Raw genomic sequence first — 23,186 nt, forward strand, 5'->3', positions numbered from 1 at the left:
GAGATGAAATCAACCAAACAAACCAGCATCAGTTCCGTTTTCAAGCCATACCTCAGACCAAAAACGGAATACAAAGGAGGAAAAAACGCCCCAGCTCATATCGAAGAGGTGGTCAAGCTCTCTTCCAACGAAAACCCATTGGGCGCCTCTCCCAAAGCCGTAGAGGCCTACCAGAAAGCCGCTACCGGAGTCCAGGTCTACCCCGATCAAACCGCCGTTCGCCTGCAAGAAGCCTTGGAACAGGCCTACAAAAACGAATTGCCTCAAAACCAGTTCCTCTGTGGTAATAGTGGTTCAGAACTTATCGATCTCATTCTTCGCGGCTTTGTACGCGAAGGGGACGAAGTAATTTTTTCGAACCCCTGCTTTTTACCCTATGCCGTTTTTTCGCGCTGGTATGGAGCCAAATTGATTGATGTTCCTCTTAAAGACCCCGATTATTCACTGGATGTAGAGAATATCCTTTCGGCTGTTGGACCAAAGACGCGGATCGTCTTTTTAACCAGCCCCAATAACCCCACAGGAACCTATATTCCCAAGGCACAGATCGACTATCTATTGGAAGAATTACCCGGAGACGTTTTGGTGGTCTTTGATGAAGTGTACTGGCATTTTGCTGATGCCGAAGACTACACCACAGCCCTGCCCTACGTGGAGCAAGGCTATCCGGTTATCTCCATCAACAGCTTTTCTAAAACCTTTGGTCTGGCGGGCTTGCGATTGGGATACGCCTATACCACCGACGAGATCGCGGCCTACTTGCGTCAGATTTGTAAGCCCTTTTTGGTTCCCGGACCATCAATCGCCGCCGGAATTGCAGCCTTGGAAGATGAGGAATTCATAGCCAAGACTGTTCGAACGGTCCTGGAAGGCCGACAACAATTGGAATTGGCCTTTGTTGAATTGGGCATCCGTTTCTGGCCAAGCCAAGGTAATTTCTTCTTGATCGATCCTCCTTTAGGGGAGCAAGAGCTAACCGATTACCTTTTAGAAAAGGGCATCATGGTGCGCCCAGTAAGTGCCTTTGGCGCTCCGGGTAAAGTGAGGATATCGGTGGGAACCGAAGCCCAAAACACCCGCTTGATTGCCGCTTTACAGGAGATCATTGTCGGGTAAAAAAAATCCCGCCTCTTGGGCGGGACTTGGTTCGGGTAAGTAGGCAGTTATATTTTTAGTGGGGGGGTATGACCGCCAATAATTCCAAATGACCGTCAATCTCGGGAGATCCCGTACCAATTACAGGCACAGTGCTTTACACCTTACTTTCAACCGGAGTGTTCTCGGGTTCGCTTGCAGCAGCCTCTAGGGCATTGAAGAGAAGAAGTTGTAAAAGAAATATTCTCCAGTCTTAAATACGGATAGTATTCATTTTGATTAGGCGGCTTGTCCAAAGACCAGCCGCCCGGTACCGCTGTTACAGCTACTCGGAGTTTTTGGGATATATTTATTAGCACTTAGAAGGAACAGCTCGGTTTTTCGGCGGTGAATTCCGCAAGATAAAAACACCCGCTTTTTTTCCAGAAGAAGCATTTGTATATCAATTGAATAATCGTACATTTGCAGCCCGTTTATCGCAAGCGGAAGAAAGAATTAAACTGGAACACGCAGTGGATACATTAAGTTACAAGACTATTTCAGCCAATAAGGCCACCGTACAAAAAGAGTGGGTTTTGGTTGACGCAGAAGGAGCAACCCTAGGGCGCCTAGCCTCTAAAGTGGCCAAAATCTTAAGAGGAAAATACAAGCCTAGCTATACTCCTCACGTGGATTGCGGAGACAACGTTATTGTCATCAATGCAGAAAAAGTGCACTTGAGCGGAAACAAGTGGAACTCTAAAGAGTACATTCGCCACACCGGGTACCCAGGTGGGCAGCGCACCGCTAAAGTCATCGATGTTCGCGAAAAGCATCCAGAGCGTTTGGTTGAAAGAGCAGTTAAAGGAATGCTACCTAAGAACAAATTAGGTGCAGAGCTTTTCCGCAACCTAAAAGTATACGCTGGTACTGAGCATCCACATCAGGGTCAAAATCCACGTTCCATTAATCTAGAAGATTACAAATAATCCTATGGAGGTCATTCACAAGATCGGTAGAAGAAAGACAGCAGTAGCTCGTATCTATGTTTCCGAAGGAAAAGGAGAAATCACTGTCAACAAAAGAAAGCTAGAAGAGTACTTTACTACTGCTCCTCTGCAGTACAAAGTAAAGCAACCATTCACCCTTACCGGGACTGATGGTCAATTCGATATGAAAGTCAACGTTGTTGGTGGTGGTATCACAGGACAAGCGGAAGCCATCCGATTGGCTTTGTCCCGCGCCATGTGCGAGATGAACGAAGAGCACAGAACGGCTTTGAAACCAGAAGGCCTATTAACGCGTGACCCACGTATGGTTGAAAGAAAGAAATTCGGTCAGAAGAAAGCCCGTAAGAAATTCCAGTTCTCTAAACGTTAAGAATTGGTCCATCCTTAACGGGTGGTTTATTTTTATATTAACCCTGTTCATTGAAAGCAGTGTTTGCACTGCCCTAGTTACCCGAAAACTGCTAATAATACGGCGGTACGGTATTTAGTTTAGCATCTAAATAAGAGAGGCGAAACACTTCGGTGTGGACCACTTTTTTATTGCTAATTCAAGAACGTAAACTAAATGTAACATGTCAAAAGTCGAAGTAAAAAATTTACTAGACGCAGGGGTGCACTTTGGGCACCTCACCCGAAAATGGAATCCGAACATGGCTCCCTACATCTACATGGAGCGCAACGGCATCCACGTTATCAATTTGTACAAAACTGCAGCGAAACTGGAGGAAGCTCAAGAAGCCCTCAAGAAGATTGCTGCTTCTGGTCGTAAGATTCTTTTTGTAGCGACTAAGAAACAAGCCAAGGACATTGTCGCCGACAAAGTGAGCCAGGTAAATATGCCTTACATCACAGAGCGTTGGCCCGGTGGAATGTTGACCAACTTCGTAACCATCCGTAAGGCGGTTAAGAAAATGGCCTCTATCGACCGCATGAAGAAGGACGGTACGTTCAACACCCTTTCTAAGAAAGAGCGTTTGCAAGTAGATCGTTTGCGTGCGAAGCTAGAGAAGAACCTCGGGTCTATTTCTGACATGACTCGTCTTCCAGGTGCTATCTTCATCGTTGACACCATGCGTGAGCACATCGCCGTAAAAGAAGCCCAGAAATTGAACATTCCGATCTTCGCTATGGTAGATACCAACTCTGATCCACGTCCGATTGATTTCGTGATTCCAGCCAACGACGATGCTGGTAAGTCCATCGAAATCATCATGACCGAAGTTACCAAGGCTGTTGGAGAAGGACTGGCTGAACGCAAGTCCGAAAAACAAGAAAGCAAAGAAGGTGCTGCGGAGGCTGCTCCAGCGAAAGAAGCTGCTCCAGCAAAAGAAGCTGCTCCTGTCAAGGAAGAGGCTCCTACTAAAGAAGAAGCTCCTGTTACGGAAGCTGCTCCAACAAAGGCAGACGATTTGACGAAGGTCGAAGGTATCGGACCAAAAGCTGCTGAAGCATTGGTTGAAGCAGGAATCAGTACTTATGCTGCTCTTTCCGCTGCAGATCCTGAAAAAATCAGAGAAATCCTTGCTGCTAAGAGTTCACGTTTGACTCACTTGGAGCCAGGAACATGGCCAAAGCAAGCCGGAATGGCTGCTGCAGGTCAGTGGGATGAATTGAAAGCCTGGCAAGACGAAGCCAAAGGCGGAGTAGAGCAGTCCTAATTGATTAGAATATTGTCCTAAAACTGATACGCGAAATCGTATCGCATATTTCAACACATTAAATACTTTTTAAGATGGCGAATATTACAGCCGCAGATGTAAATAAGTTGAGAAAGGCCACTGGGGCCGGAATGATGGATTGTAAAAAAGCTCTGGTTGAGGCCGAGGGTGATTTTGACAAAGCCATTGAATTACTTCGAAAGAAAGGACAGAAGGTCGCTGCGAAAAGAGCGGACCGTGATTCTTCTGAAGGTGCTGCTATTGCTAAAGTAAATGCAGACAACACTCAAGGGGTTATCATCTCTCTAAACTGCGAAACTGACTTTGTTGCCAAAAACGAAACCTTCGTTAGCTTGGCTAATGAATTGGCTCAATTGGCACTGACTTACGCAAGCAAAGACGACTTCCTTGCTGCTGATTTCAACGGAATGAGCGTTGCAGACAAGTTGACTGAACAAACAGGTGTTATCGGTGAGAAAATCGAAATCGGAAGTTTCGAAACTCTTTCTGCTCCTTTTGTTGGTTCATACATCCACGCAGGAAACAAGATCGCCACTTTGGTAGGTCTTTCTGCCTCTGTTGACGGCGCTGCAACTGCTGCTAAAGATGTTGCGATGCAAGCCGCTGCCATGAACCCGGTTGCTTTGAATGAAGAAGGTGTGGATCAATCGGTTATCGACAAAGAAATCGAAATCGCTAAAGATCAATTGCGCCAGGAAGGAAAGCCAGAAGAGATGTTGGACAAAATCGCTCAAGGAAAATTGAAGCGTTTTTTCAAAGACAACACCTTGGTTAACCAAGACTTCATCAAAGACAGCAAGCAGAGCGTTGCTCAATACGTAAAGAGCGTAGATGGTGGTCTGGCCGTTACCGGATTCTCCCGTGTAGCATTAGACAGCTAAGCGCTTCTTCATCGAACGATAAAAGCCGGCCACTTTGTGGACCGGCTTTTTTATTATTTTTGCCCTGACTACAACAGCAAAACACATGCACTACAAACGAATTCTCCTCAAGTTGAGTGGAGAAGCCTTGATGGGCGAACAACAGTACGGGATTGATCCCGCAAGACTACAAGAATATGCCGAAGACATCAAGGAAATCGTAGACCAAGGGGTCGAAGTCGCCATCGTTATTGGTGGCGGTAACATTTTCAGAGGTTTAAAAGGAGTTGGTCAGGGAATGGACCGTGTACAGGGTGACCACATGGGTATGCTCGCCACGGTCATCAATGGCCTTGCCCTACAATCCGCTTTGGAAGCCGCCGGAATGGAAACCCGCTTGCAATCTGCCATTGAAATCAACGAAGTTGCCGAACCTTTTATTCGTCGCCGCGCTATTCGCCACCTCGAAAAAGGCCGCGTGGTCATCTTTGGCGGAGGTACAGGAAACCCGTACTTCACCACGGATTCTGCAGCTGTACTTCGAGCGATTGAAGTGAAAGCCGACGTGATTCTCAAAGGAACTCGCGTTGACGGTGTCTACACCGCAGACCCAGAAAAAGATGCCTCAGCCACCAAGTTTGATCGCATCAGTTTTGAAGAAGTACTGCAACGCGGATTGAAGGTCATGGACACGACAGCCTTTACCCTGAGCCAAGAAAACAACTTGCCCATCGTGGTCTTTGATATGAATACCCGTGGGAACTTAAACCGTATCACCTCCGGAGAGAATATCGGTACGGTTGTTGACAATTAAGACTGGAGGAACTTATATTTACCACCTATGAACGAAGAAATTACCTTTGTACTCGACAGCGCTAAAGAAAGCATGGATGCTGCACTTGCACACCTGGAGAAGGCGTTTGTAAAAATCCGTGCTGGTAAGGCCAGTCCGGTGATGTTGTCTACTGTCATGGTCGACTACTACGGAACGCAAACTCCGCTTTCGCAGGTCGCGAACATCAATACCCCCGATGCCCGAACCCTTTCTGTTCAGCCCTGGGAGAAAAACATGATCCCCGAGATCGAAACGGCTATTATGAATGCCAATTTAGGCTTCAACCCTATGAATAATGGGGAATCAGTCATCATCAATGTACCCCCTTTGACAGAGGAGCGACGGATCGATTTGGTCAAGCAAGCCAAGCCGAATCCGAGGATGCTCGTGTAGGAGTTCGCAGTGCGCGCCAGGAAGCAAACAAGGAACTAAAGAAGCTCGAAATCTCTGAAGATTTGTTGAGCAATGCGGAAGTTGATGTTCAAGAATTGACCGACGCGTACACCAAAAAGATTGACGACTTGTTTCAAGTGAAGGAAGGCGAAATCATGAAGGTCTAAGCATTTTTAGCAAAAGGCCAGATTTTAAGGTATTCTTGGGCCGGGCAACTAGGTTGACCCGGCCTATTTTTTTAACTTTGCGCCCAATTCTCCGGGGATGTTAAAAGAGTTTTTAGAAGGGTTTTGGGCAATGACCGCGCGCATTATTTTGCGCAACCGCATCGCCATCCTTCTTGTGCTCGCTGCCATCACGGTATTCTTGGGAATGCAGTGGAACAAAGTGAACTTCTCCAACGCCGAGGCCAGTGTACTTCCCAACGACCATCCAGCCATTGTACAATACCAATCCTTTGTCGATCTTTTTGGGCAGGAAGACAACGCCATTGTTTTGGCGGTTAAGGATCCGGCCCTGTTCACACCGGTTAAATTCAGCCGCTGGAACCGCCTGAGCAAAGAAATTCACGCGCTGGAAGAAATTGACACCGTCATTTCTCTGGACAACCTCCATGAGTTGGTGCGGGATCAGGTGAAAGATTCCTTTCTTTTCAAACCCTTGATCACCAAAACCCCGACCACCATTCGGGAAATCGACAGCATCAAGCAGCATCTGTACGACCTGCCTTTCTACGAAAACCTAGTCTTCAATAAAGAAACGGGATCCATTCGGATGGTGGCCTATTTAGACAAGCAGTTGCTGGACGAACCCGTTCGGAATATTTTTATTCTAAATGACCTGGCCAACGCCGTAAAGAACTTCGAAGAAGAAACCGGTCTGGACGTCAAGGTTTCGGGCATGCCCTATGTGCGGACCTGGAACGCCAAAACCATCACCGACGAAATCAGCTATTTCGTATTGGCCGCCCTGGGGGTGACCTCCCTGATCTTTTTCTTCTTTTTTCGAAGCTTTAGAGCCACCCTCATCTCGATGTGTGTGGTCATTATTGGCGTGATGTGGGCATTCGGAATCATGGGACTGCTCGGCTTCGAAATCACTATTCTTACCGCCTTAATCCCTCCCTTGATTATTGTCATCGGAATACCTAACTGCATCTTTCTGATCAACAAATACCAGCAGGAAGTCAAAAAACACGGAAACCAAGCCCTATCTCTTCAGCGGGTCATCATCAAGATCGGTAACGCCACCCTGATGACCAATGTGACCACGGCTTCTGGCTTTGCCACCTTCATCATTCTGGACAGCTTACTTCTTAAAGAGTTTGGAATCGTTGCCTCTCTGAATATCCTGGGAATTTTCATCTTGTCCCTCTTGATCATTCCAATCATCTACAGCTTCATGCCACTGCCTAAAACCAAGCACCTGAAGCACTTGAACACCCAATGGATCGACACCTTTGTAAGTTGGATGGAGCGCTTGGTTCGCGACCACCGAATTGCCGTTTACGTAACCTCCTTGATCATCTTGATCACCAGCATCATCGGTATTTACCAAATCAAGATAACCGGAAGTCGGATTGAGGATCTGCCCAAAGAGAGTCACTTTTTTGAAGACATCCAGTTTTTTGAAGAAGAGTTCAATGGCATCATGCCGGTCGAGGTGGTCGTTAACACTAAACGAGCCAAAGGGGTGATGAAACCCGCCACCCTGAACCGCATGAATGATTTGGCAACCGAAATCGAAGAGACTCCGGAGCTTTCTACTCCCCTTTCGGTAATCAACTTGGTGAAATACTCGAAGCAGGCATTCTACAGCGGCATGCCCAAGTACTACCAAATGCCGTCCTCTCAAGAAAGGTCCTTTATCACCGATGCCATTCGCCGGTCCTTCTTTACTTCTCCAAAGGGAGATAGCCTAGCAACCGAAGGGGCTCAGGAGAAGAAAGAGTCCGAAAAACTCATGGAGGTCTTCATGGACAGCACCCAGCAGATCACGCGAATGACCACCTTTATGCGCGACGTCAAAACCGACCGTATGGAAGAAATCGAAGAATCCCTCTACGCGAGTATTGAAAAGATCTTTCCGGCGGAGCGCTATGAAGTTTACCTGACCGGAAAGGCCTTGTTGTTCCTCAAAGGGACGAAGTATCTGGTGAATAACCTTTTGATCTCCTTGGCCCTGGCCATTGCATTGATTTCGCTCTTTATGGCCTACCTGTTCCGGTCATTCCGGATGATCATCATATCGTTGATCCCCAACCTCCTGCCTCTGCTCATCACGGCTGGGCTTATGGGCTTTTTGGGCGTACCGATTAAACCATCGACCATCCTGGTCTTCAGTATCGCGTTTGGTATTTCAGTAGACGACACCATCCACTTCCTGGCCAAATACCGTCAGGAACTTACTGCGAACCGTTGGCAAATCAAGAAATCCGTCTATGCCGCTCTTCGCGAAACCGGAGTGAGTATGTTCTACACCTCCATCGTACTTTTCTTTGGATTCTCCGTATTTGTAATTTCCAGTTACGGAGGCACAGTAGCTTTGGGTGCCCTAGTATCAGCTACCTTGCTTTTTGCGATGCTGGCCAACCTGGTGCTCCTCCCTTCCCTCCTCTTATCTTTAGAACGTAACATCGCCAATAAGAAAGTATTTAAGAAGCCGCACATCAACATCCTGGAAGAGGAAGAAGTCCCGCGAAAAAAATAAATCCAAACGGCTTCAAAAAAGTATATTTACCGTCTTTTTAAACAAGCACTATGCACGTTTTTACTGTAAAGCAACTGTTGAGTACCTCAGGCATGAACCAAGAAGTCACGATTTCTGGCTGGGTACGTACCTTTAGAAGTAACCGATTTATCGCTCTTAACGACGGATCCTGCCTGAGCAGCATCCAATGTGTCGTAGATTACGAGAATTTAGACGAAGAGGTACTGAAGAAAATCAACACCGGCGCCGCGCTTAAAATCAGCGGAGTTCTAACCGCTAGTCAAGGCCGCGGTCAGGCAGTAGAAATTCAAGTCAATAAACTCGAAGTGCTCGGAGAGGCGGATCCTGATAAATATCCTATTCAGCCTAAAAAGCACTCCCTGGAGTTCTTACGCGAAAAGGCGCACTTACGTGTTCGCACCAACACCTTCTCGGCCGTGATGCGCATCAGCTCGGCTTTGGCTTTTGCAATCCACCAATATTTCCGTAACGAAGGCTTCTTCAATATGCACGCTCCCTTGATCACGGGTTCTGATGCAGAAGGAGCGGGTGAAATGTTTCGTGTATCCACGCTAGATGCGAAAAACCCTCCTCTGAATGAAGAAGGAGAAGTCGATTTTAAGGAAGACTTTTTCGGCAAAGAAGCCCACTTGACTGTTTCTGGACAATTAGAGGCCGAAACCTACGCTATGGGCTTGGGCAAAGTATACACCTTCGGCCCGACTTTCCGCGCCGAGAATTCGAATACTTCTCGCCACCTTGCCGAGTTCTGGATGATTGAACCGGAGATGGCTTTTTACGACCTGGACGGAAACATGGACCTTGCAGAAGACTTTAGCCAGAGCATCATTCGCTATGTATTGGAAAACTGTGAAGAAGACCTTCTCTTCCTCGAAAAGCGCCTGCTTGACGAAGAAAAGACCAAACCGCAAAACGAGCGGAGCGAAATGAGCCTGATCGAAAAACTGCGCTTTGTGGTCGATAACCAATTTAAGCGGGTCAGTTATACCGAGGCCGTTGACATCTTGCGCAACAGCAAGCCGAACAAAAAGAAGAAATTCGCTTTCCCAATCGACGAGTGGGGAGCCGATTTACAAAGTGAGCACGAGCGCTACCTGGTCGAAAAGCACTTCAAATGTCCGGTGATTCTCTTCGACTACCCCGCCAACATCAAGGCCTTTTATATGCGCCTCAACGATGACGAGAAGACGGTTCGCGCTATGGATGTGCTCTTCCCCGGAATCGGAGAAATCATTGGAGGCTCCCAGAGAGAAGAGCGACTGGACGTCTTACAAGAAAAAATCAAAGCCGTTGGCATTGACGAAGAGGAACTGTGGTGGTATCTGGATCTTCGACGCTTTGGAACAGCCGTTCACAGCGGGTTTGGATTGGGCTTTGAGCGTATGCTGATGTTCGTAACCGGAATGGGTAACATCCGCGATGCGATTCCTTACCCTCGTTTTCCACAGAACGCAGAATTCTAAGGAATTTTATCGATTTCCGATGCTTCTTATGCCTATGCATTTTGCTCTATCCTTGGATTGCTTACATTTATATTTCTAGAGGTATTTCGGTATGCTTAAGCAACATTTACAGTTCAAACTTTCGCAAAAACTTTCGCCTCAGCAGATTCAGCTGATGAAGCTGATTCAGCTGCCTACGCAGGCTTTTGAGCAGCGCTTAAAGCAAGAACTGGAAGAAAACCCGGCCCTGGAAAGCGGCAAAGAAAGCAGTGAATCCGAAACCGACACCTACGACGACCTCTACGATCCGGATGAAGGGAACGAGACCATACAGGCGGAGGACATCAACATCGACGAATACTTGAGCGATGACGAGATTCCTGACTACCGAACGCAGGTCAGCAACTACAGTTCGGATGACGAAGAAAAAACCATTCCCTACGCTGCCGGTGTTTCTTTTCACCAGCACCTGATCAATCAGCTCAACACCCTCTATCTGGACGATCAGCAGTGGAGAGTCGCAGAATATCTGGTGGGTAGCATGGACGAGAGTGGCTATATCCGTCGCCCTCTTCCCGATATCGTGGATGACCTGGCTTTTACCCAGAATCTCTTTGTAGAAGAAAACGAAGTCTTGGAAGTCCTCACTGTCGTACAAGAGCTCGATCCGGCAGGGGTGGGCGCCCGTAATTTGGAGGAGTGCCTTTCTATACAATTGAGCCGCAAAGAACAGACCGAAACCGTGGAATTGGCGTTGCAGATCATCCTGAAATCCTTTGAACAATTCACCAAAAAACACTTTGATAAGCTGCTACAGAAACACCAGATTGACGAAGAGCAACTCAAAGAGGTCTTACAAGAAATTGAAAAACTCAACCCCAAACCGGGAGGGGCCTATTCAGGAAACAACCGCCCTGTGGAGCAGGTCGTACCTGATTTTTCGATTCGCCTGGTCGAAGGGGATCTGGAATTGACCCTCAACGGGCGGAACGCCCCGGAGCTTCATGTTGCCAAGTCCTACAGCCATATGCTGGAAGGCTATAAAAACGCTAAAGAAAAATCCAAGTCCCAAAAGGACACCGTTCTTTTTATCAAACAAAAGCTCGATGCGGCCAAGTGGTTTATTGACGCCATCAAACAGAGACAGCAAACCCTTTTGGTGACCATGAGCACCATCATGGAGTACCAAAGGGAGTACTTCTTGACCGGGGATGAGCGGAAACTCAAACCCATGATCCTCAAAGATATTGCCGACAAAATCGGAATGGATGTTTCGACCGTTTCGCGGGTGGCCAACAGCAAATATGTCGATACGCCTTATGGGACCAAGCTGATCAAGGATTTCTTCTCGGAAGCCATGAAAAATGAGCAGGGAGAAGAAGTATCGACCCGGGAAATCAAGAAAATTTTGGAGACGGTGGTCAAAGACGAGAATAAGAAAAAACCACTGACCGACGATAAACTGGCCAAGATGCTCAAAGAAAAGGCTATCCAATCGCACGCCGAACCGTAGCCAAGTACCGGGAACAACTGGGCATCCCCGTTGCCCGTTTACGTAAAGAAATCTGATGAGGCACTTTTTAAAACTCCTCTCCTACCTCTTTCACCCGCTTTTCGCTCCCTTAGCAGGCTGTATTCCGGTCGTCTTACTCAATCCTCTCTATAGAGAACAAAAAGAGTCCTGGTCCCTTTTTCTGGCCTTTTTGGTCATCACCATTGTCATTCCCTTGATTGTTTACGCCTTGCTGCGCAGTATGGGAGTTCTCCAATCCGTATTCGCTCCCAGTGCCGCCGAGCGAAAGTACCCGCTGATGATTAGCGTAGCCTTGTATCTGGGACTGATTTACCGCTTTTTACCTGATTTGGGCACAGCCGAAATTTATTTCTATATGGTAGGCCTCTGTATGGCCCTGACCACTGCTCTAGCTCTACTATTTATGCGATTAAGAATCAGTATTCATATGCTCTGTATGGGAGCAGTACTGGTCTTTTTAATTGGGCTGAGCATGCACTTCGAGAAAAACATCACAGGGACCATCGCGGTTTGGACCCTCCTAACCGGTCTGGTCGCTTCTTCTCGTCTGGCCATGCAAGCCCACAGTAAAGTCGAATTAAGTCTGGGATTGTTTATTGGAGGACTGGCTCAATTACTGACCTACACCTACTGGATCTAACTAAAGAATATAAAAAACGATTCCGACTCGAATGACCCGGCTAGAAATAGTTACCCCATTGATCTGGCTTCCGGATCAAGGAGGGGAGTCAAACCGTAGTAGGTATGGATATTAAAGGTGTTGTACCCAAAATTAAGTACGGCTCCCACCTGCCACTGGCGCACATCCTGGTTTTTAAATCCCGAGCGTTGATCATCGGTCACCAGCACACTACGAGCGCCAAAGACATAACTCGTACGCATCCCCGCATGCACCCGCCAAAACTTATAAGAATCGGCCGTAGAGCTTCGTAACCGCACTTCTAAAGGAATATCTACCGCATGGGTCTGAAACTTGCTGCGCTTAAAATCCGCGTTATCCAAAACAAAATAGGTCCGTTGCTCTCCCTCTTGGGTCACACCGATATTCGAGTAGTACGCATCTGCGGCATAGCCCAGTCCGAGTCCGAGACCAAAGGTTCGGGAGGCATTGAGTGGAATATCCTTTACTAGACCTGCTTCCAGGTGATAAGACAAACTGCTTTGCACCACATCCGTGGGACGCTCAGTCAGAATATTGTAGGCGATCCCCGCATAGAACTGATCTTCGAAGTAACGCTCGTTCTCTTGCTGAGCCGCCAGAGAAAAGCAGCACAGAATACCCAATAGGCTCAAATTTAACCCATGCTTCCAAGAAGGCTTCTGTCTTTCCATACCACAAAAATACGAGAAGCTGGGTCAGTTGTGCGAAGAAATCTATCCGTCTCCCTTCGGCAGAGCCACGTAATGAACTTTTCGTACCGACAGGGCGCTGAGTTTCTCTTTGATTTCCTGAACGACGGCAAGGCGCACTCCGGCATCTACCTTGACGATAACTTCCACTTCACCTCTGAGGTATTGAGGCTTGGTATTGATCTCTTTCAAGACCTCATTCTCTAAGGATTGCAGACCTAGTAGACGATCGTTAATCTGAATGAGCGCTGATAGTTCTCCCTCAGCGGCGGCTTGTCCTTTAAGCGGTTGCCCCACCAATAGGGTAATAGTGCGATCCGTGCGCTCCAGGTGCTCTACTACCTTAGCAGAAGGCAACTGATTCTCTACCTGGACCTGAGTGTTCTTGAAGGTCGTGGTGGTCATAAAGAAAAAGAGGAGAATAAAGACGATATCCGGTAGGGCGGCTGTATTGAGTTCCTGCATGCCGCGACGTTCATTGCTAAACTTCATGATGCTTGGTTTTGAGGGTCGAGTTTACTTTCGACGATTTGTTGAGGGAAGAGGTTTTGAAGTTGTTTTAATTTCTGAGTCAACTGCTGTTTCTCTTCAGCTGTAACTTCTGGTGAAGCCCAGCGCTCTTTCATGGAAGAAAAGCTCTCCTGATAAAGTCGCAGCCCTTCGCGATCCCTGAGCTCCGTATAAGCAATAGAAAGGGCATCCTGAATAGCGATGTACTGCGCATAACTGGATTGAGAGGCGGAAGAAAGTGAAACAACGGCCGCTTTCGGAGAATCCGAGAGGGCATTCAGCCCCTGGCCTTGGCAATAAGAACAACTGTCCTTACCTCCATTGTCCAAAAAGGACATGACCAATCCGGGCACCTCTTCTAAGGTGACCACTTGATTACCCACCATAATAGCGTCCTGGGCATTTAAAGAAATTCGCAGAATATTACGCTCTGCTTTTGGTGTGGGCACCTGTGTATCACTAGAAGGCAATAAACGACTAATCCCTTGGTCCGTTTCCAGTGTGGTGGTAACTAAAAAGAAAATAAGGAGTAAGAAGGCAATGTCGGCCATGGATCCCGCATTGACTGAGGGGGCCTGATTTCGAGAAAAAGACATAATGATCGGTTTTGGTTTGACATCTCAATAAAGGGGCTGGTTGTTGTTCATTCATCTAAACAACAACCGTTCCAAAACCGGAGTAAAAAAAAAACGCCCCCCAAAGGGAGGCGTTTTTTCAAGCTCGTTAAACTATACTACTGTAAGTTATTGAAAGCGTTTCCTTGGTAAGTGGTGTAATTCACTTTAAGTGCATTCACCTTTCTCAATTCCTGCTTGATATCAGAAATCAATCCCATATTCGCATTCTTATCAACTTTCAGTGCAGTTGTCAAGAAGTTCTGTACTTCCTGAGGCTTCTTCGCACGCTCAGCTAGGATATAAGATCCTACTTCGGAAACATTGGCAAACTTATCATTCAACTGAATTTTTGCTTCTGTTCCGTAAACGGCTTGGTATTCCTCGGAAGGCGTTCCCACATAGATAAAAATAATGCGGTCTTTCTTCTCTAGCTTCTTGATTTCACTTGCGTTTGGCAGAGTATTCTCTACCAACAGCGTACTGTCTTTCATCGTAGTCACCGTCATAAAAAAGAACAACAACATGAATACAATATCCGGCAGGGAAGCCGTAGACACCGCTGGCAAATCTCCATCTTTCTTCTTAGCAAACTTGGCCATTCTGTTCTTGTTTAATTTTTACTGGTTTCCGCTTCAGACAGCTTCTGTGGGAAGAGGTCCTGAACACGCTTCACTTTATCCTTTAGTTCTTCTCGAACCGTTTCTGGTGTCTCTGGGTTGAGGTACTCCTGCTCCATGTCCGTAAAGTCACGTCCAAAAAGGCGGTTCGCCTCGCGGTTTCTCAATTCATTGTAGGCCGCTACCAATTCATTTTGTACAGTAATGTACACGCTGTATTTGGTCTCACGGTCATTCTTCAAAGAGATAATCGCTTTTCCAGGATTATCCGAAGAACCAGGATCGCGCTCACCTTTACAGTAGTTGCAATATCCTTCTTCTCCCGGTTTTAGTCCACCGTTATCCAAGAATGCTACTGCCGCAGCACGGAGGTTTTTGATATCCATCAACTCCTCCTCTACAAGCAATTGACCATTTCTGTTTACGTTCACCGTAAAAATGTTCTTCTGCTTAATTACTACGTCATCCTCGGGCGGTTCAATCGGCGGCAACATACGGTCCAAACCTGCATCTGTCTCAATGGTAGTGGTTACCAGGAAGAAGATAAGAAGTAGGAAGGCGATGTCTGCCATCGAACCCGCGTTTACTTCGGGTGCGCCATTTCTTCTAGCCATACTTGAATATTTTTATCGGCCCAACGCCCGCTTGAATCCAGGAACGACCATCAGCAAAATTGCGATAGCGACCATTCCAAAGAATACATTCAGGAGTGTTCCAATTGCTTTAACAGTGCCTGTAGTTACTTCCAGTCCTCTTTCATCAGCGACGGCGTCTACTACGGCTTGCTCGCCTCCAGCCATTGCATAACCTGCAATAGTTAATACGGCCAATCCAGCGAATGAAAACAACGCCTTTTTAAGCCCACCTGGAGTAGTGATCATTTTTGTCAATCCAAAGAACAATGCAGAAACAGCAGCCAAAGCCAACATTCCATACATGATAAAGAACATAAAGCCCATAGAAGTGCTGTCCAATGCTCCTGGATCATCTGCAGAAGGGAGCTGTACCCACAGAACTGCAGAAACAATACCCAACGCGATAAGTGCTATTTTGATAATTCTATACATCTCGATCTGCTTTTAAAAGGTTATTAATTACTTCTTGTGAGCAGACAACATGTCGATCAAAGAGATCGAAGAATCTTCCATATCGTTGACAATACTGTCAATCTTAGCAATGATGTAGTTGTAGAAAATTTGAAGTATAATCGCCGTTATCAAACCAAATACTGTAGTCAAAAGTGCTACCTGGATATCACCAGCAATCAAAGAGGCACTCAAGTTACCTACGGCAGCAATCTTTTGGAAGGCCTGAATCATACCAATTACCGTACCCATGAACCCAAGCATCGGAGCAATCGCGATGAAGAGAGACAACCAAGATACATTCTTCTCTAATTGACCCATCTGAACTCCACCGTAAGCAACAACCGCTTTTTCAGCAGCGTCAAGTCCGTCACCAGCGCGATCAAGACCTTGGTAGAAGATAGAAGCAACAGGTCCTTTTGTGTTACGGCAAACTTCTTTAGCCGCTTCAACACCCCCTGAAGCCAATGCATCTTCTACTTGCATTTTCAACTTGGAAGAATTGGTGCTCGCCATGTTCAAATAGATGATTCTTTCGATAGCAACAGCCAATCCTAAAATCAAACAAAGCAATACAATACCCATAAACTCAGGGCCACCTGCAATGAACTGCTCTTTTAAAACTTGCTGAAAACCTTTCTTTGCTTCACCAGCAGCTTCATCTTGCACAATGGCAGCAGAAGCTGATGCAGTACCTAAAACAAACATTCCGGCTGTGGCCAGACTTAAGGATATTTTTTTCATTTGTTCAAACTTAAATTTAGTTAGTTAACGAGTTAAAGATAAAAAAAATTATAAACCACTTGGACAGAGCCCGTAGTTCGAATTTAGCAGAGAGGAAGGGATTCGAACCCTCGATACACTTTTGGTGTATACACACTTTCCAGGCGTGCGCCTTCGACCACTCGGCCACCTCTCTAATTGACCGTTTACAGGCCTTTCATTCAGCCGGCCAATAAACGAAAAAATCGCCTTTTTAGAAAATTTGAGGCGTTAATTTTGGTTCATTTCACCCCTTATCGGTTGAACGAACCATTTTTTGAATTCTGAGCCTTTTAAACCTTGCCCCAAAAGGCTCATAGCCTTTGCCACAGCCGCTTCTGTGGTCAGGTCTTTCCCATCGATCATTCCGATGTTCTTGAGGGTCTTTCCATTCTCGTATTGATCCATGGCCACCTGCCCTCCTGCGCATTGGGTAGTATTAATAAGTAGCACCCCGCGCTGTTCTGCATTGCGAACCATACGGAGAAACCAAGTAGCGGTAGGTCCATTGCCTGCACCGTAGGTTTCGAAGATGAGAGCCTTCATCTCGGGATGCTCGATGAGCGGTCTTAACCAACTCTCTGTCATGCCCGGGAATAATTTGATCAATCCGACCTCCCGACACATTGCTGTCGACACCTCAAATTTATCCTTACCCTCCGGGAGCAAAAAAGGGGTATTTACTTTTAAATGTACCCCGGACTCCACTAAAGGCGGGTAGTCTGGACTTTCAAAAGCTTCAAAATGCTCTGCATTGATCTTCGTGGTTCGGTTGGCTCGGTAGAGTTTGTATTCAAAATAGAGTCCAACTTCCTGAATGACTGCCTTGCCCTTTTTCTTCAAGGAAGCGATCTGAATAGAGGTGATCAAATTTTCCTTAGCATCTGTTCGCAAATCTCCGATGGGCAATTGGGAACCGGTAAAAATCACGGGCTTCTTTAATCCTTTCAGCATAAAACTGAGAGCAGATGCGGAGTAGCTCATCGTATCGCTACCGTGTAACACCACGAAGCCATCGTACTTTTCGTAGTTCTTTTCGATAAGCTCAGCGAGGTAAGCCCAATTGTCCGGGCCCATGTCAGAAGAATCCAAAGGCTCCGAAAATGAGATCCCTTCGATTCGACAATCGAGCTGATCCAGTTCGGGAATATTATTCATCAGTCGCTTAAACTTATAAGCGCGCAGGGCCCCGGTTTCGTAGTCCTTCACCATCCCGATGGTACCTCCGGTATAAATCAGTAAAACGGCCGTATCAGTTTTCTTGCTCATATCCCAAAGAGTTGTTGTGAATTGGCCGTGGTCACCTTAGCGACCTCAGGCAGGCTTTTTCTGTAGATCGCAGCCACTTTCCGAGCGACCTCTTCCAGGTAGGCACTTTCGTTTCGTTTACCTCGATACGGGGTAGGTGCTAAATAAGGAGCATCCGTTTCCAAAACAATGGACTCAAGAGGAAGACGCGACAGGAACTGGTCAATCTTGCCATTTTTGAAGGTGACTACTCCCCCGATTCCCAAATAGAACCCCCAATCAATCAGGCGCTGGGCCTGAGTTTCGTTCCCTGTAAAGCAATGAAAGATACCCTTAAATTCCTGTTGAGGCATTCCTTCCAAGAGCTCAAAGATCTCATCAAAGGCGTCCCGGCAGTGAATGATGATGGGCAGGTCCTTTTCTTTCGCCCAAGCCGCTTGGCGCAAAAAGGCATCGGCCTGCTGCTGTACAAAGCTTTTATCCCAGTACAGATCCATTCCAATCTCTCCCACAGCAATGTATTCTCCGCTCTCCAATTCCTCCTGCACATGAGAGAGCTCTTCTTCGTAATCCTCTTTCACATGAGTGGGGTGAAGCCCGGTCATCAAGTGCACTTGTTCAGGGAAAGCCTTTTTAAGTGCTTTCATTGAATCGGTATAGGTCGAATCGATAGCCGGAACAAAAAAACGCTCGATCCCCTTTGCAAGAGCACGTTGAATCATTTCGGAGCGGTCCTCATCAAAGGACTCCGAATAAAGGTGGGTGTGGGTGTCGGTTAGAACCATGCTGCAAAAATAGGGCGCTTCGGCCCAAGGTCAAGGCTTTGTGCTGTTAAGTGCTCAAAAAAAGAAGGTTATCTTTAAGGAATATGAAAAAACGCCTAAAGTCCTTTCTCAAAGAGAAAAACTACACCCAAATCCCCCTGAAATACACCCCGAGCAATCACTTCGAAATCAAAGCCAAAATCAACGGCATCAACGGACGGTTTATACTGGACACCGGCGCCTCCAACACCTGTATCGATATCAACAGTCAGACACAATTTGGCTTAAAGACCAAGGAATCCGAAATCAAAGCTGCCGGAGCAGGCGCACTCGAAATGGACACCTGGATGGCTTCAAAAAACAAGGTGAAAATCGGGAAATGGAAACGCAGCAAAATGCCCTTGGTGGTCTTTGACCTGGTTCACGTCAACCAAGCTCTTGTCGCCCACAACAGCTCACCAGTTCAAGGCATCATCGGTGCAGACATCCTTAAAAAAGGAAAGGCCATTATCGACTACGACAAAAGATGCCTCTACCTTAAACTCAAATAAAAACAGGCTTAAAGCTCAAGCGCCTTTTTGATATCGCCATCCATCAGGAGCTCTTCTGGATTCTCCAGGGCCTCCTTAACCGCGACCAAGAATCCAACAGACTCCCGTCCATCGATGATGCGGTGATCGTAAGAAAGAGCGACATACATAATAGGAGCAACGACAATCTCTCCATCGCGAACAATAGGGCGCTCTACGATATTATGCATCCCCAAAATACCACTCTGTGGAGGGTTGATTATCGGCGTAGAAAGCATGGACCCAAAGACTCCTCCATTCGAAATGGTAAAGGTTCCTCCGGTCATTTCATCAACGGTAATCTCACCATCACGAGCCCTCAGGGCAAGGCGCTTCACTTCTGCTTCAACCCCTCTAAAGGTCAATTCTTCCGCATTGCGAATCACAGGAACCATCAATCCTTTGGGTCCGGATACCGCAATACTGATATCACAAAAGTCGTAAGAGACCATTTCTTTACCGTCGATCATGGAGTTTACCGCAGGGAATTGCTGCAAACCTCGAATAACGGCTTTAGTGAAGAAAGACATAAAGCCTAAACTCACACCGTGCTTTTCTTTGAATTCCTCTTTGTACTGCTTGCGAAGGGCGAAAATAGGCGACATATCCACCTCGTTGAAGGTGGTCAACATGGCTGTTTCATTCTTGGCAGAAACCAAGCGTTCCGCTACTTTTCTACGAAGCATAGAAAGCTTGGATCGGGTTTGGCCTCGGTTCGCCCCTTCAGCGAAGGAGCCCATGGCCGGTTTGGCCTGAACAGCATCCTCCCTGGTAATACGTCCATCACGACCAGTACCGCTTACTTCAGAAGGAGCGATTCCTTTTTCATCCAAGATTTTCTTGGCTGCAGGAGAAGGCGTCCCACTGGCGTAAGTCTCTTTTTGATTGCTTTCGGCCGGCGCACTTGGAGCAGGCGCAGCAGGCTGTGAAGCTGGCGCAGCAGATTCAGAAGCTCCTCCACCTTCTGGCTTCTCAGCAGAAGTGTCAATCAGGCAAACCACCTGCCCAACCTCAACGGCATCGCCTTCTTCAGCTTTCAGGGTGATGGTTCCACTGGCCTCTGCTGGCAATTCCAGAGTCGCCTTGTCCGAGTCTACCTCGGCAATGGCTTGGTCCTTTTCAACATAGTCTCCGTCTTGCACCAACCATTGGGCAATTTCTACTTCTGTGATGGACTCCCCTGGTGAGGGCACTTTCATTTCAAGAATCATAACTGTACTTTATCGTCTTGGAATTCGGTTAACAGCTCCTCTTAACTGAGCTGCATATTGTCTTTTGTCTTGTCAAATACGTAATCGATCACCTGCTGGTGTCTGCGTGCTGAACGCACTGTGCTACCGGCAGCAGGAGCCCCGTAAAATCTTCGAGAAGCTACACGGAAATCGCGCGCTTCTTCCAAGTGCAACAACAAGTGCCCCCAGGCACCCATGTTTCGTGGTTCTTCTTGTGCCCAAACCACATCGACTGCTTTTTTATAGCGGTGAATGGTTTTGCGTATGGCCTCAACAGGCAAAGGGAAGAGTTGTTCCAGGCGAACCAAAGCAACATCGTCTCGGCCATTGGCTTCTCTCTTCTTCTTTAAATCGTAATAGAATTTACCCGTACAGAAGACCAAAGTCTTTACCTGGTTACTGTCTGCGACAAGATCGTCGATAAGGGGTTGAAAACTCCCTTCCGCCATCTCTTCCTTGGTCGAAACCACCTCGGGATGTCTCAATAAACTCTTGGGGGTGAACACCACCAAAGGTTTGCGGTATTTGGCCTTCATCTGACGGCGAATCAGGTGAAATAAATTGGCTGGGGTCGTTACGTCAGCGACAAACATATTATCCTTGGCACAAAGCTGCAGATAGCGCTCCATACGTCCAGAAGAGTGCTCCGCACCTTGCCCTTCATATCCGTGAGGCAACAAGAGCACCAAACCGTTTTGCAATTTCCACTTATCCTCAGCGGAAGATAAATACTGATCAATCACAATTTGCGCTCCATTACTGAAGTCTCCAAACTGGGCTTCCCAGATGGTCAAGGTGTTTGGGCTCGCCATGGCGTAACCATAGTCATAGCCCATGACCGCGTATTCTGAAAGCAGGGAATTGTAGATGTCGAAATGACCGTTCTGCTGCTCCCCCAATTCGTTGAGCAAAATCACTTCCTCTTCGTGCATTTCAGTTTTAATGACCGCATGACGGTGAGAGAAGGTTCCCCTTTCTACATCCTGTCCGGTCATGCGCACATCGTAACCTTCTTCCAGCAAACTGGCATAGGCCAGGAGTTCTCCCATGGCCCAATCCAATTTATTGGAATCAAAATACATCTGTTTGCGCCCTTCAATGAGGCGAACAATTTTTCTGAGGAATTTTTTATCGGCAGGCAAGCCAGTGATGCGCTCTGCAAGTTGGTTCAACTTCTCGAGCGGGTAAGAGGTGTCAACCGTCTTCATCATCTCCTGTTCGTCTACGCGAACCAGTCCTTCCCAAGCATCACTCATAAAGGGAGTGATTCGGGTTTTTTCAATTTTACGGGAATCGAGTAAATCTTCCTCCAAAGCTTCTTTATAATCCTTTTCGAGCTGTTGAACATGACCAGCATCAATGACTCCTTCTGCCAAAAGGCGTTCAGCGTATTGATCCCTTGGGTTCTTGTGCTTCGAAATGGATTTGTACAAAAGTGGCTGAGTAAACTTCGGCTCATCCCCTTCGTTGTGACCGTATTTCCGGTAACCCAATAAATCCAGAAAGATATCACGTTTAAAACGCATACGGTACTCCAAAGCAAATACAGCAGCATGCACTACTGCTTCAGCATCATCGGCGTTGACGTGCAATACAGGAGAAAGTGTCACCTTCCCTACATCCGTACAATAGGTCGAAGACCTTGCATCGAGGTAGTTGGTGGTAAAACCAATCTGATTATTGACCACGATATGAATCGTTCCTTGGGTAGTGTAACCATCCAGTTTGGCCATTTGGATGACCTCGTATACCACTCCTTGACCAGCAAAAGCGGCATCTCCGTGCACCAAAATAGGCAACACTTCGGAAGGGTTATCCGGGTGATCCTTATCTTGTTTGGCCCGTGTTATTCCTTCTACAATGGAATTCACCGTTTCCAGGTGAGAAGGGTTGGGCGCAATATTCATTTGAACCATCTTGCCCGAATCGGCTTCGCGGGAAGAAGTCCACCCCAAGTGGTACTTCACATCTCCGTCAAAAATGGTTTCTTCATAGTCTTTTCCGTCAAACTCACTAAAAATATCTTTGGGAGATTTCCCAAAAATATTGGTAAGCACATTCAGGCGACCCCGGTGGGCCATCCCCATGACAAACTGCTTAACCCCTTGATCTGCTGCCTTTTCAATAATAGTATCCAAGGCAGGAATCAAAGACTCTCCTCCTTCCAGGGAAAAGCGTTTTTGACCGACGTATTTGGTGTGCAAAAACCCTTCGAATGAGACGGCTTCGTTGAGTTTTCGCAAGATGTTTCTTTTTTCATCCGGACTGAAGGACGGGTGATTGTCATTAACATTCAACCACTGCTGAATCCACTCGATACGCTCCGGTGTGCGTATGTACATATATTCTACACCAATGGCATCACAGTAGATTCGCTCAAGGTGCTCAATAATCTCGCGCAGGCTTTTTGGCCCCAGTCCCAAAATAGAACCAGCCGTAAAAACCGTGTCTAAATCATCGGAGCTCAATCCAAAATTCTCAAGAGCCAAACTTGGCTTATAGGTTCTGCGCTCTCGGACAGGGTTTGTTTTGGTAAACAAATGCCCTCGTGTACGGTAGCCATCAATCAGTTTGATGACCTGAAATTCCTTTTGCAGGGATTCAGGCGGATTAACTGCCATTCCATTGACTGCGCTGAGCTCACCGGCTTCTCCTAATGCGAGTTCCAATTCGTCTAATCCGCTCTCCATTCCAAAATCAAAACCCTGAAAAAAGGCTTTCCAGCTGGGTTCCAATTGGTCTGGATCTTCCAAGTACTGCTCGTAGAGTTCAGCAAAATAAGAAGTATGGGCTGCGTTTAAGAAGGAAAATCTATCCATAAAGACCGGGTCTGCAATACAAAATTTGCTAAGGGCAAAAATACAACAAATAGAGT

The 23,186-nt window shown here is 46.9% G+C and carries 21 protein-coding genes, 1 tRNA gene and 2 pseudogenes; 12 read left to right on the top strand and 12 right to left on the bottom strand.

Going from position 1 to position 23,186, the window contains the following annotated elements:
* Window positions 1-3 precede the first annotated feature (3 nt).
* From hisC to BST99_RS09215, 11 genes and pseudogenes are all read left to right on the top strand, one after another.
* Window positions 4-1,116, top strand: coding sequence for a histidinol-phosphate transaminase (gene hisC, locus BST99_RS09165; RefSeq protein ID WP_105001533.1), 1,113 nt, complete (start codon window positions 4-6; stop codon window positions 1,114-1,116).
* A 491-nt stretch (window positions 1,117-1,607) separates the two neighbouring features.
* Complete coding sequence (gene rplM, locus BST99_RS09170) at window positions 1,608-2,063, top strand: 50S ribosomal protein L13 (protein WP_105002481.1); 456 nt, start codon at window positions 1,608-1,610, stop codon at window positions 2,061-2,063.
* 4 nt (window positions 2,064-2,067) lie between these two features.
* Window positions 2,068-2,454 carry a 30S ribosomal protein S9 gene (gene rpsI, locus BST99_RS09175; RefSeq protein WP_105001534.1) on the top strand — a complete coding sequence of 129 codons (387 nt, stop codon included), beginning with the start codon at window positions 2,068-2,070 and terminating at the stop codon, window positions 2,452-2,454.
* A gap of 202 nt (window positions 2,455-2,656) precedes the next feature.
* Window positions 2,657-3,742, top strand: a complete 1,086-nt coding sequence (gene rpsB / locus BST99_RS09180) for a 30S ribosomal protein S2 (RefSeq protein WP_105001535.1) — start codon at window positions 2,657-2,659, stop codon at window positions 3,740-3,742.
* Window positions 3,743-3,816: 74 nt separating this feature from the next.
* The gene (gene tsf, locus BST99_RS09185) at window positions 3,817-4,644 is read left to right on the top strand and encodes a translation elongation factor Ts (RefSeq protein ID WP_105001536.1); all 828 of its coding nucleotides are present in this window, start codon (window positions 3,817-3,819) and stop codon (window positions 4,642-4,644) included.
* Window positions 4,645-4,729: 85 nt separating this feature from the next.
* Window positions 4,730-5,437: a UMP kinase gene (gene pyrH, locus BST99_RS09190; RefSeq protein ID WP_105001537.1), complete on the top strand. Its 708-nt coding sequence runs from the start codon at window positions 4,730-4,732 to the stop codon at window positions 5,435-5,437.
* Between the two features lie 27 nt (window positions 5,438-5,464).
* Window positions 5,465-6,018 (top strand): annotated as a pseudogene (frr, locus tag BST99_RS09195) (ribosome recycling factor).
* A 97-nt stretch (window positions 6,019-6,115) separates the two neighbouring features.
* Complete coding sequence (locus tag BST99_RS09200) at window positions 6,116-8,560, top strand: efflux RND transporter permease subunit (RefSeq protein WP_105001538.1); 2,445 nt, start codon at window positions 6,116-6,118, stop codon at window positions 8,558-8,560.
* A gap of 50 nt (window positions 8,561-8,610) precedes the next feature.
* Window positions 8,611-10,044 carry an asparagine--tRNA ligase gene (asnS, locus tag BST99_RS09205; RefSeq protein ID WP_105001539.1) on the top strand — a complete coding sequence of 478 codons (1,434 nt, stop codon included), beginning with the start codon at window positions 8,611-8,613 and terminating at the stop codon, window positions 10,042-10,044.
* Between the two features lie 91 nt (window positions 10,045-10,135).
* A pseudogene (gene rpoN / locus BST99_RS09210) lies at window positions 10,136-11,592 on the top strand (RNA polymerase factor sigma-54).
* Window positions 11,592-12,197, top strand: coding sequence for a hypothetical protein (locus BST99_RS09215; RefSeq protein ID WP_105001540.1), 606 nt, complete (start codon window positions 11,592-11,594; stop codon window positions 12,195-12,197). Before rpoN ends, BST99_RS09215 begins: the two are co-directional and overlap by 1 nt.
* A gap of 50 nt (window positions 12,198-12,247) precedes the next feature.
* Here BST99_RS09215 and BST99_RS09220 read toward each other — a convergent pair whose 3' ends face one another.
* The 10 genes from BST99_RS09220 to BST99_RS09265 form a co-directional block, all read right to left on the bottom strand.
* Window positions 12,248-12,889: a porin family protein gene (locus BST99_RS09220; RefSeq protein WP_105001541.1), complete on the bottom strand. Its 642-nt coding sequence runs from the start codon at window positions 12,887-12,889 to the stop codon at window positions 12,248-12,250.
* A gap of 42 nt (window positions 12,890-12,931) precedes the next feature.
* A complete protein-coding gene (locus tag BST99_RS09225) occupies window positions 12,932-13,399 on the bottom strand; it encodes an ExbD/TolR family protein (RefSeq protein WP_105001542.1) in 468 nt (155 codons plus the stop codon).
* Window positions 13,396-14,013, bottom strand: a complete 618-nt coding sequence (locus BST99_RS09230; protein ID WP_105001543.1) for an ExbD/TolR family protein — start codon at window positions 14,011-14,013, stop codon at window positions 13,396-13,398. Before BST99_RS09230 ends, BST99_RS09225 begins: the two co-directional genes overlap by 4 nt.
* 137 nt (window positions 14,014-14,150) lie before the next feature.
* Window positions 14,151-14,633, bottom strand: coding sequence for an ExbD/TolR family protein (locus BST99_RS09235; protein ID WP_105001544.1), 483 nt, complete (start codon window positions 14,631-14,633; stop codon window positions 14,151-14,153).
* Between the two features lie 11 nt (window positions 14,634-14,644).
* On the bottom strand, window positions 14,645-15,265 hold the full coding sequence (locus tag BST99_RS09240) for an ExbD/TolR family protein (RefSeq protein ID WP_105001545.1): 621 nt from the start codon (window positions 15,263-15,265) through the stop codon (window positions 14,645-14,647).
* 12 nt (window positions 15,266-15,277) lie between these two features.
* Window positions 15,278-15,718 (bottom strand): hypothetical protein, encoded by a 441-nt coding sequence (locus BST99_RS09245; protein ID WP_105001546.1) that lies wholly within the window; start codon window positions 15,716-15,718, stop codon window positions 15,278-15,280.
* Window positions 15,719-15,745: 27 nt separating this feature from the next.
* Entirely contained in the window at window positions 15,746-16,480 is a 735-nt protein-coding gene (locus tag BST99_RS09250) for a MotA/TolQ/ExbB proton channel family protein (protein ID WP_105001547.1), read from the bottom strand.
* Window positions 16,481-16,567: 87 nt separating this feature from the next.
* Window positions 16,568-16,655 (bottom strand) — tRNA-Ser (locus BST99_RS09255).
* Window positions 16,656-16,729: 74 nt separating this feature from the next.
* Complete coding sequence (locus tag BST99_RS09260; protein WP_105001548.1) at window positions 16,730-17,767, bottom strand: asparaginase; 1,038 nt, start codon at window positions 17,765-17,767, stop codon at window positions 16,730-16,732.
* Window positions 17,764-18,531: a TatD family hydrolase gene (locus BST99_RS09265; RefSeq protein WP_105001549.1), complete on the bottom strand. Its 768-nt coding sequence runs from the start codon at window positions 18,529-18,531 to the stop codon at window positions 17,764-17,766. Before BST99_RS09265 ends, BST99_RS09260 begins: the two co-directional genes overlap by 4 nt.
* An 83-nt stretch (window positions 18,532-18,614) precedes the next feature.
* Between BST99_RS09265 and BST99_RS09270 the strand changes: the two genes are divergently transcribed.
* Entirely contained in the window at window positions 18,615-19,061 is a 447-nt protein-coding gene (locus BST99_RS09270; RefSeq protein WP_105001550.1) for a retropepsin-like aspartic protease family protein, read from the top strand.
* A gap of 8 nt (window positions 19,062-19,069) precedes the next feature.
* Here BST99_RS09270 and odhB read toward each other — a convergent pair whose 3' ends face one another.
* Together odhB and BST99_RS09280 are read right to left on the bottom strand one after the other, a co-directional pair.
* On the bottom strand, window positions 19,070-20,290 hold the full coding sequence (gene odhB / locus BST99_RS09275; protein WP_105001551.1) for a 2-oxoglutarate dehydrogenase complex dihydrolipoyllysine-residue succinyltransferase: 1,221 nt from the start codon (window positions 20,288-20,290) through the stop codon (window positions 19,070-19,072).
* Between the two features lie 41 nt (window positions 20,291-20,331).
* Window positions 20,332-23,130 (bottom strand): 2-oxoglutarate dehydrogenase E1 component, encoded by a 2,799-nt coding sequence (locus tag BST99_RS09280; RefSeq protein WP_105001552.1) that lies wholly within the window; start codon window positions 23,128-23,130, stop codon window positions 20,332-20,334.
* Between the last annotated feature and the right edge of the window lie 56 nt (window positions 23,131-23,186).

Origin of the sequence: Aureicoccus marinus (assembly GCF_002954325.1) — a bacterium.
In the GTDB taxonomy this organism is placed as follows: domain Bacteria; phylum Bacteroidota; class Bacteroidia; order Flavobacteriales; family Flavobacteriaceae; genus Aureicoccus; species Aureicoccus marinus.

Bases quoted from the DNA above. Each gene is read 5' to 3' on its own strand.
- BST99_RS09270 (WP_105001550.1), top strand. From the start codon at position 18,615: ATGAAAAAACGCCTAAAGTCCTTTCTCAAAGAGAAAAACTACACCCAA.
- BST99_RS09245 (WP_105001546.1), bottom strand. From the start codon at position 15,718: ATGTATAGAATTATCAAAATAGCACTTATCGCGTTGGGTATTGTTTCT.
- rpsB (WP_105001535.1), top strand. From the start codon at position 2,657: ATGTCAAAAGTCGAAGTAAAAAATTTACTAGACGCAGGGGTGCACTTT.
- BST99_RS09215 (WP_105001540.1), top strand. From the start codon at position 11,592: ATGAGGCACTTTTTAAAACTCCTCTCCTACCTCTTTCACCCGCTTTTC.
- BST99_RS09225 (WP_105001542.1), bottom strand. From the start codon at position 13,399: ATGAAGTTTAGCAATGAACGTCGCGGCATGCAGGAACTCAATACAGCC.
- BST99_RS09265 (WP_105001549.1), bottom strand. From the start codon at position 18,531: ATGGTTCTAACCGACACCCACACCCACCTTTATTCGGAGTCCTTTGAT.
- BST99_RS09230 (WP_105001543.1), bottom strand. From the start codon at position 14,013: ATGTCTTTTTCTCGAAATCAGGCCCCCTCAGTCAATGCGGGATCCATG.
- BST99_RS09220 (WP_105001541.1), bottom strand. From the start codon at position 12,889: ATGGAAAGACAGAAGCCTTCTTGGAAGCATGGGTTAAATTTGAGCCTA.
- BST99_RS09260 (WP_105001548.1), bottom strand. From the start codon at position 17,767: ATGAGCAAGAAAACTGATACGGCCGTTTTACTGATTTATACCGGAGGT.
- BST99_RS09200 (WP_105001538.1), top strand. From the start codon at position 6,116: ATGTTAAAAGAGTTTTTAGAAGGGTTTTGGGCAATGACCGCGCGCATT.
- pyrH (WP_105001537.1), top strand. From the start codon at position 4,730: ATGCACTACAAACGAATTCTCCTCAAGTTGAGTGGAGAAGCCTTGATG.
- BST99_RS09240 (WP_105001545.1), bottom strand. From the start codon at position 15,265: ATGGCTAGAAGAAATGGCGCACCCGAAGTAAACGCGGGTTCGATGGCA.
- asnS (WP_105001539.1), top strand. From the start codon at position 8,611: ATGCACGTTTTTACTGTAAAGCAACTGTTGAGTACCTCAGGCATGAAC.
- BST99_RS09235 (WP_105001544.1), bottom strand. From the start codon at position 14,633: ATGGCCAAGTTTGCTAAGAAGAAAGATGGAGATTTGCCAGCGGTGTCT.
- rpsI (WP_105001534.1), top strand. From the start codon at position 2,068: ATGGAGGTCATTCACAAGATCGGTAGAAGAAAGACAGCAGTAGCTCGT.
- BST99_RS09280 (WP_105001552.1), bottom strand. From the start codon at position 23,130: ATGGATAGATTTTCCTTCTTAAACGCAGCCCATACTTCTTATTTTGCT.
- tsf (WP_105001536.1), top strand. From the start codon at position 3,817: ATGGCGAATATTACAGCCGCAGATGTAAATAAGTTGAGAAAGGCCACT.
- hisC (WP_105001533.1), top strand. From the start codon at position 4: ATGAAATCAACCAAACAAACCAGCATCAGTTCCGTTTTCAAGCCATAC.
- BST99_RS09250 (WP_105001547.1), bottom strand. From the start codon at position 16,480: ATGAAAAAAATATCCTTAAGTCTGGCCACAGCCGGAATGTTTGTTTTA.
- odhB (WP_105001551.1), bottom strand. From the start codon at position 20,290: ATGATTCTTGAAATGAAAGTGCCCTCACCAGGGGAGTCCATCACAGAA.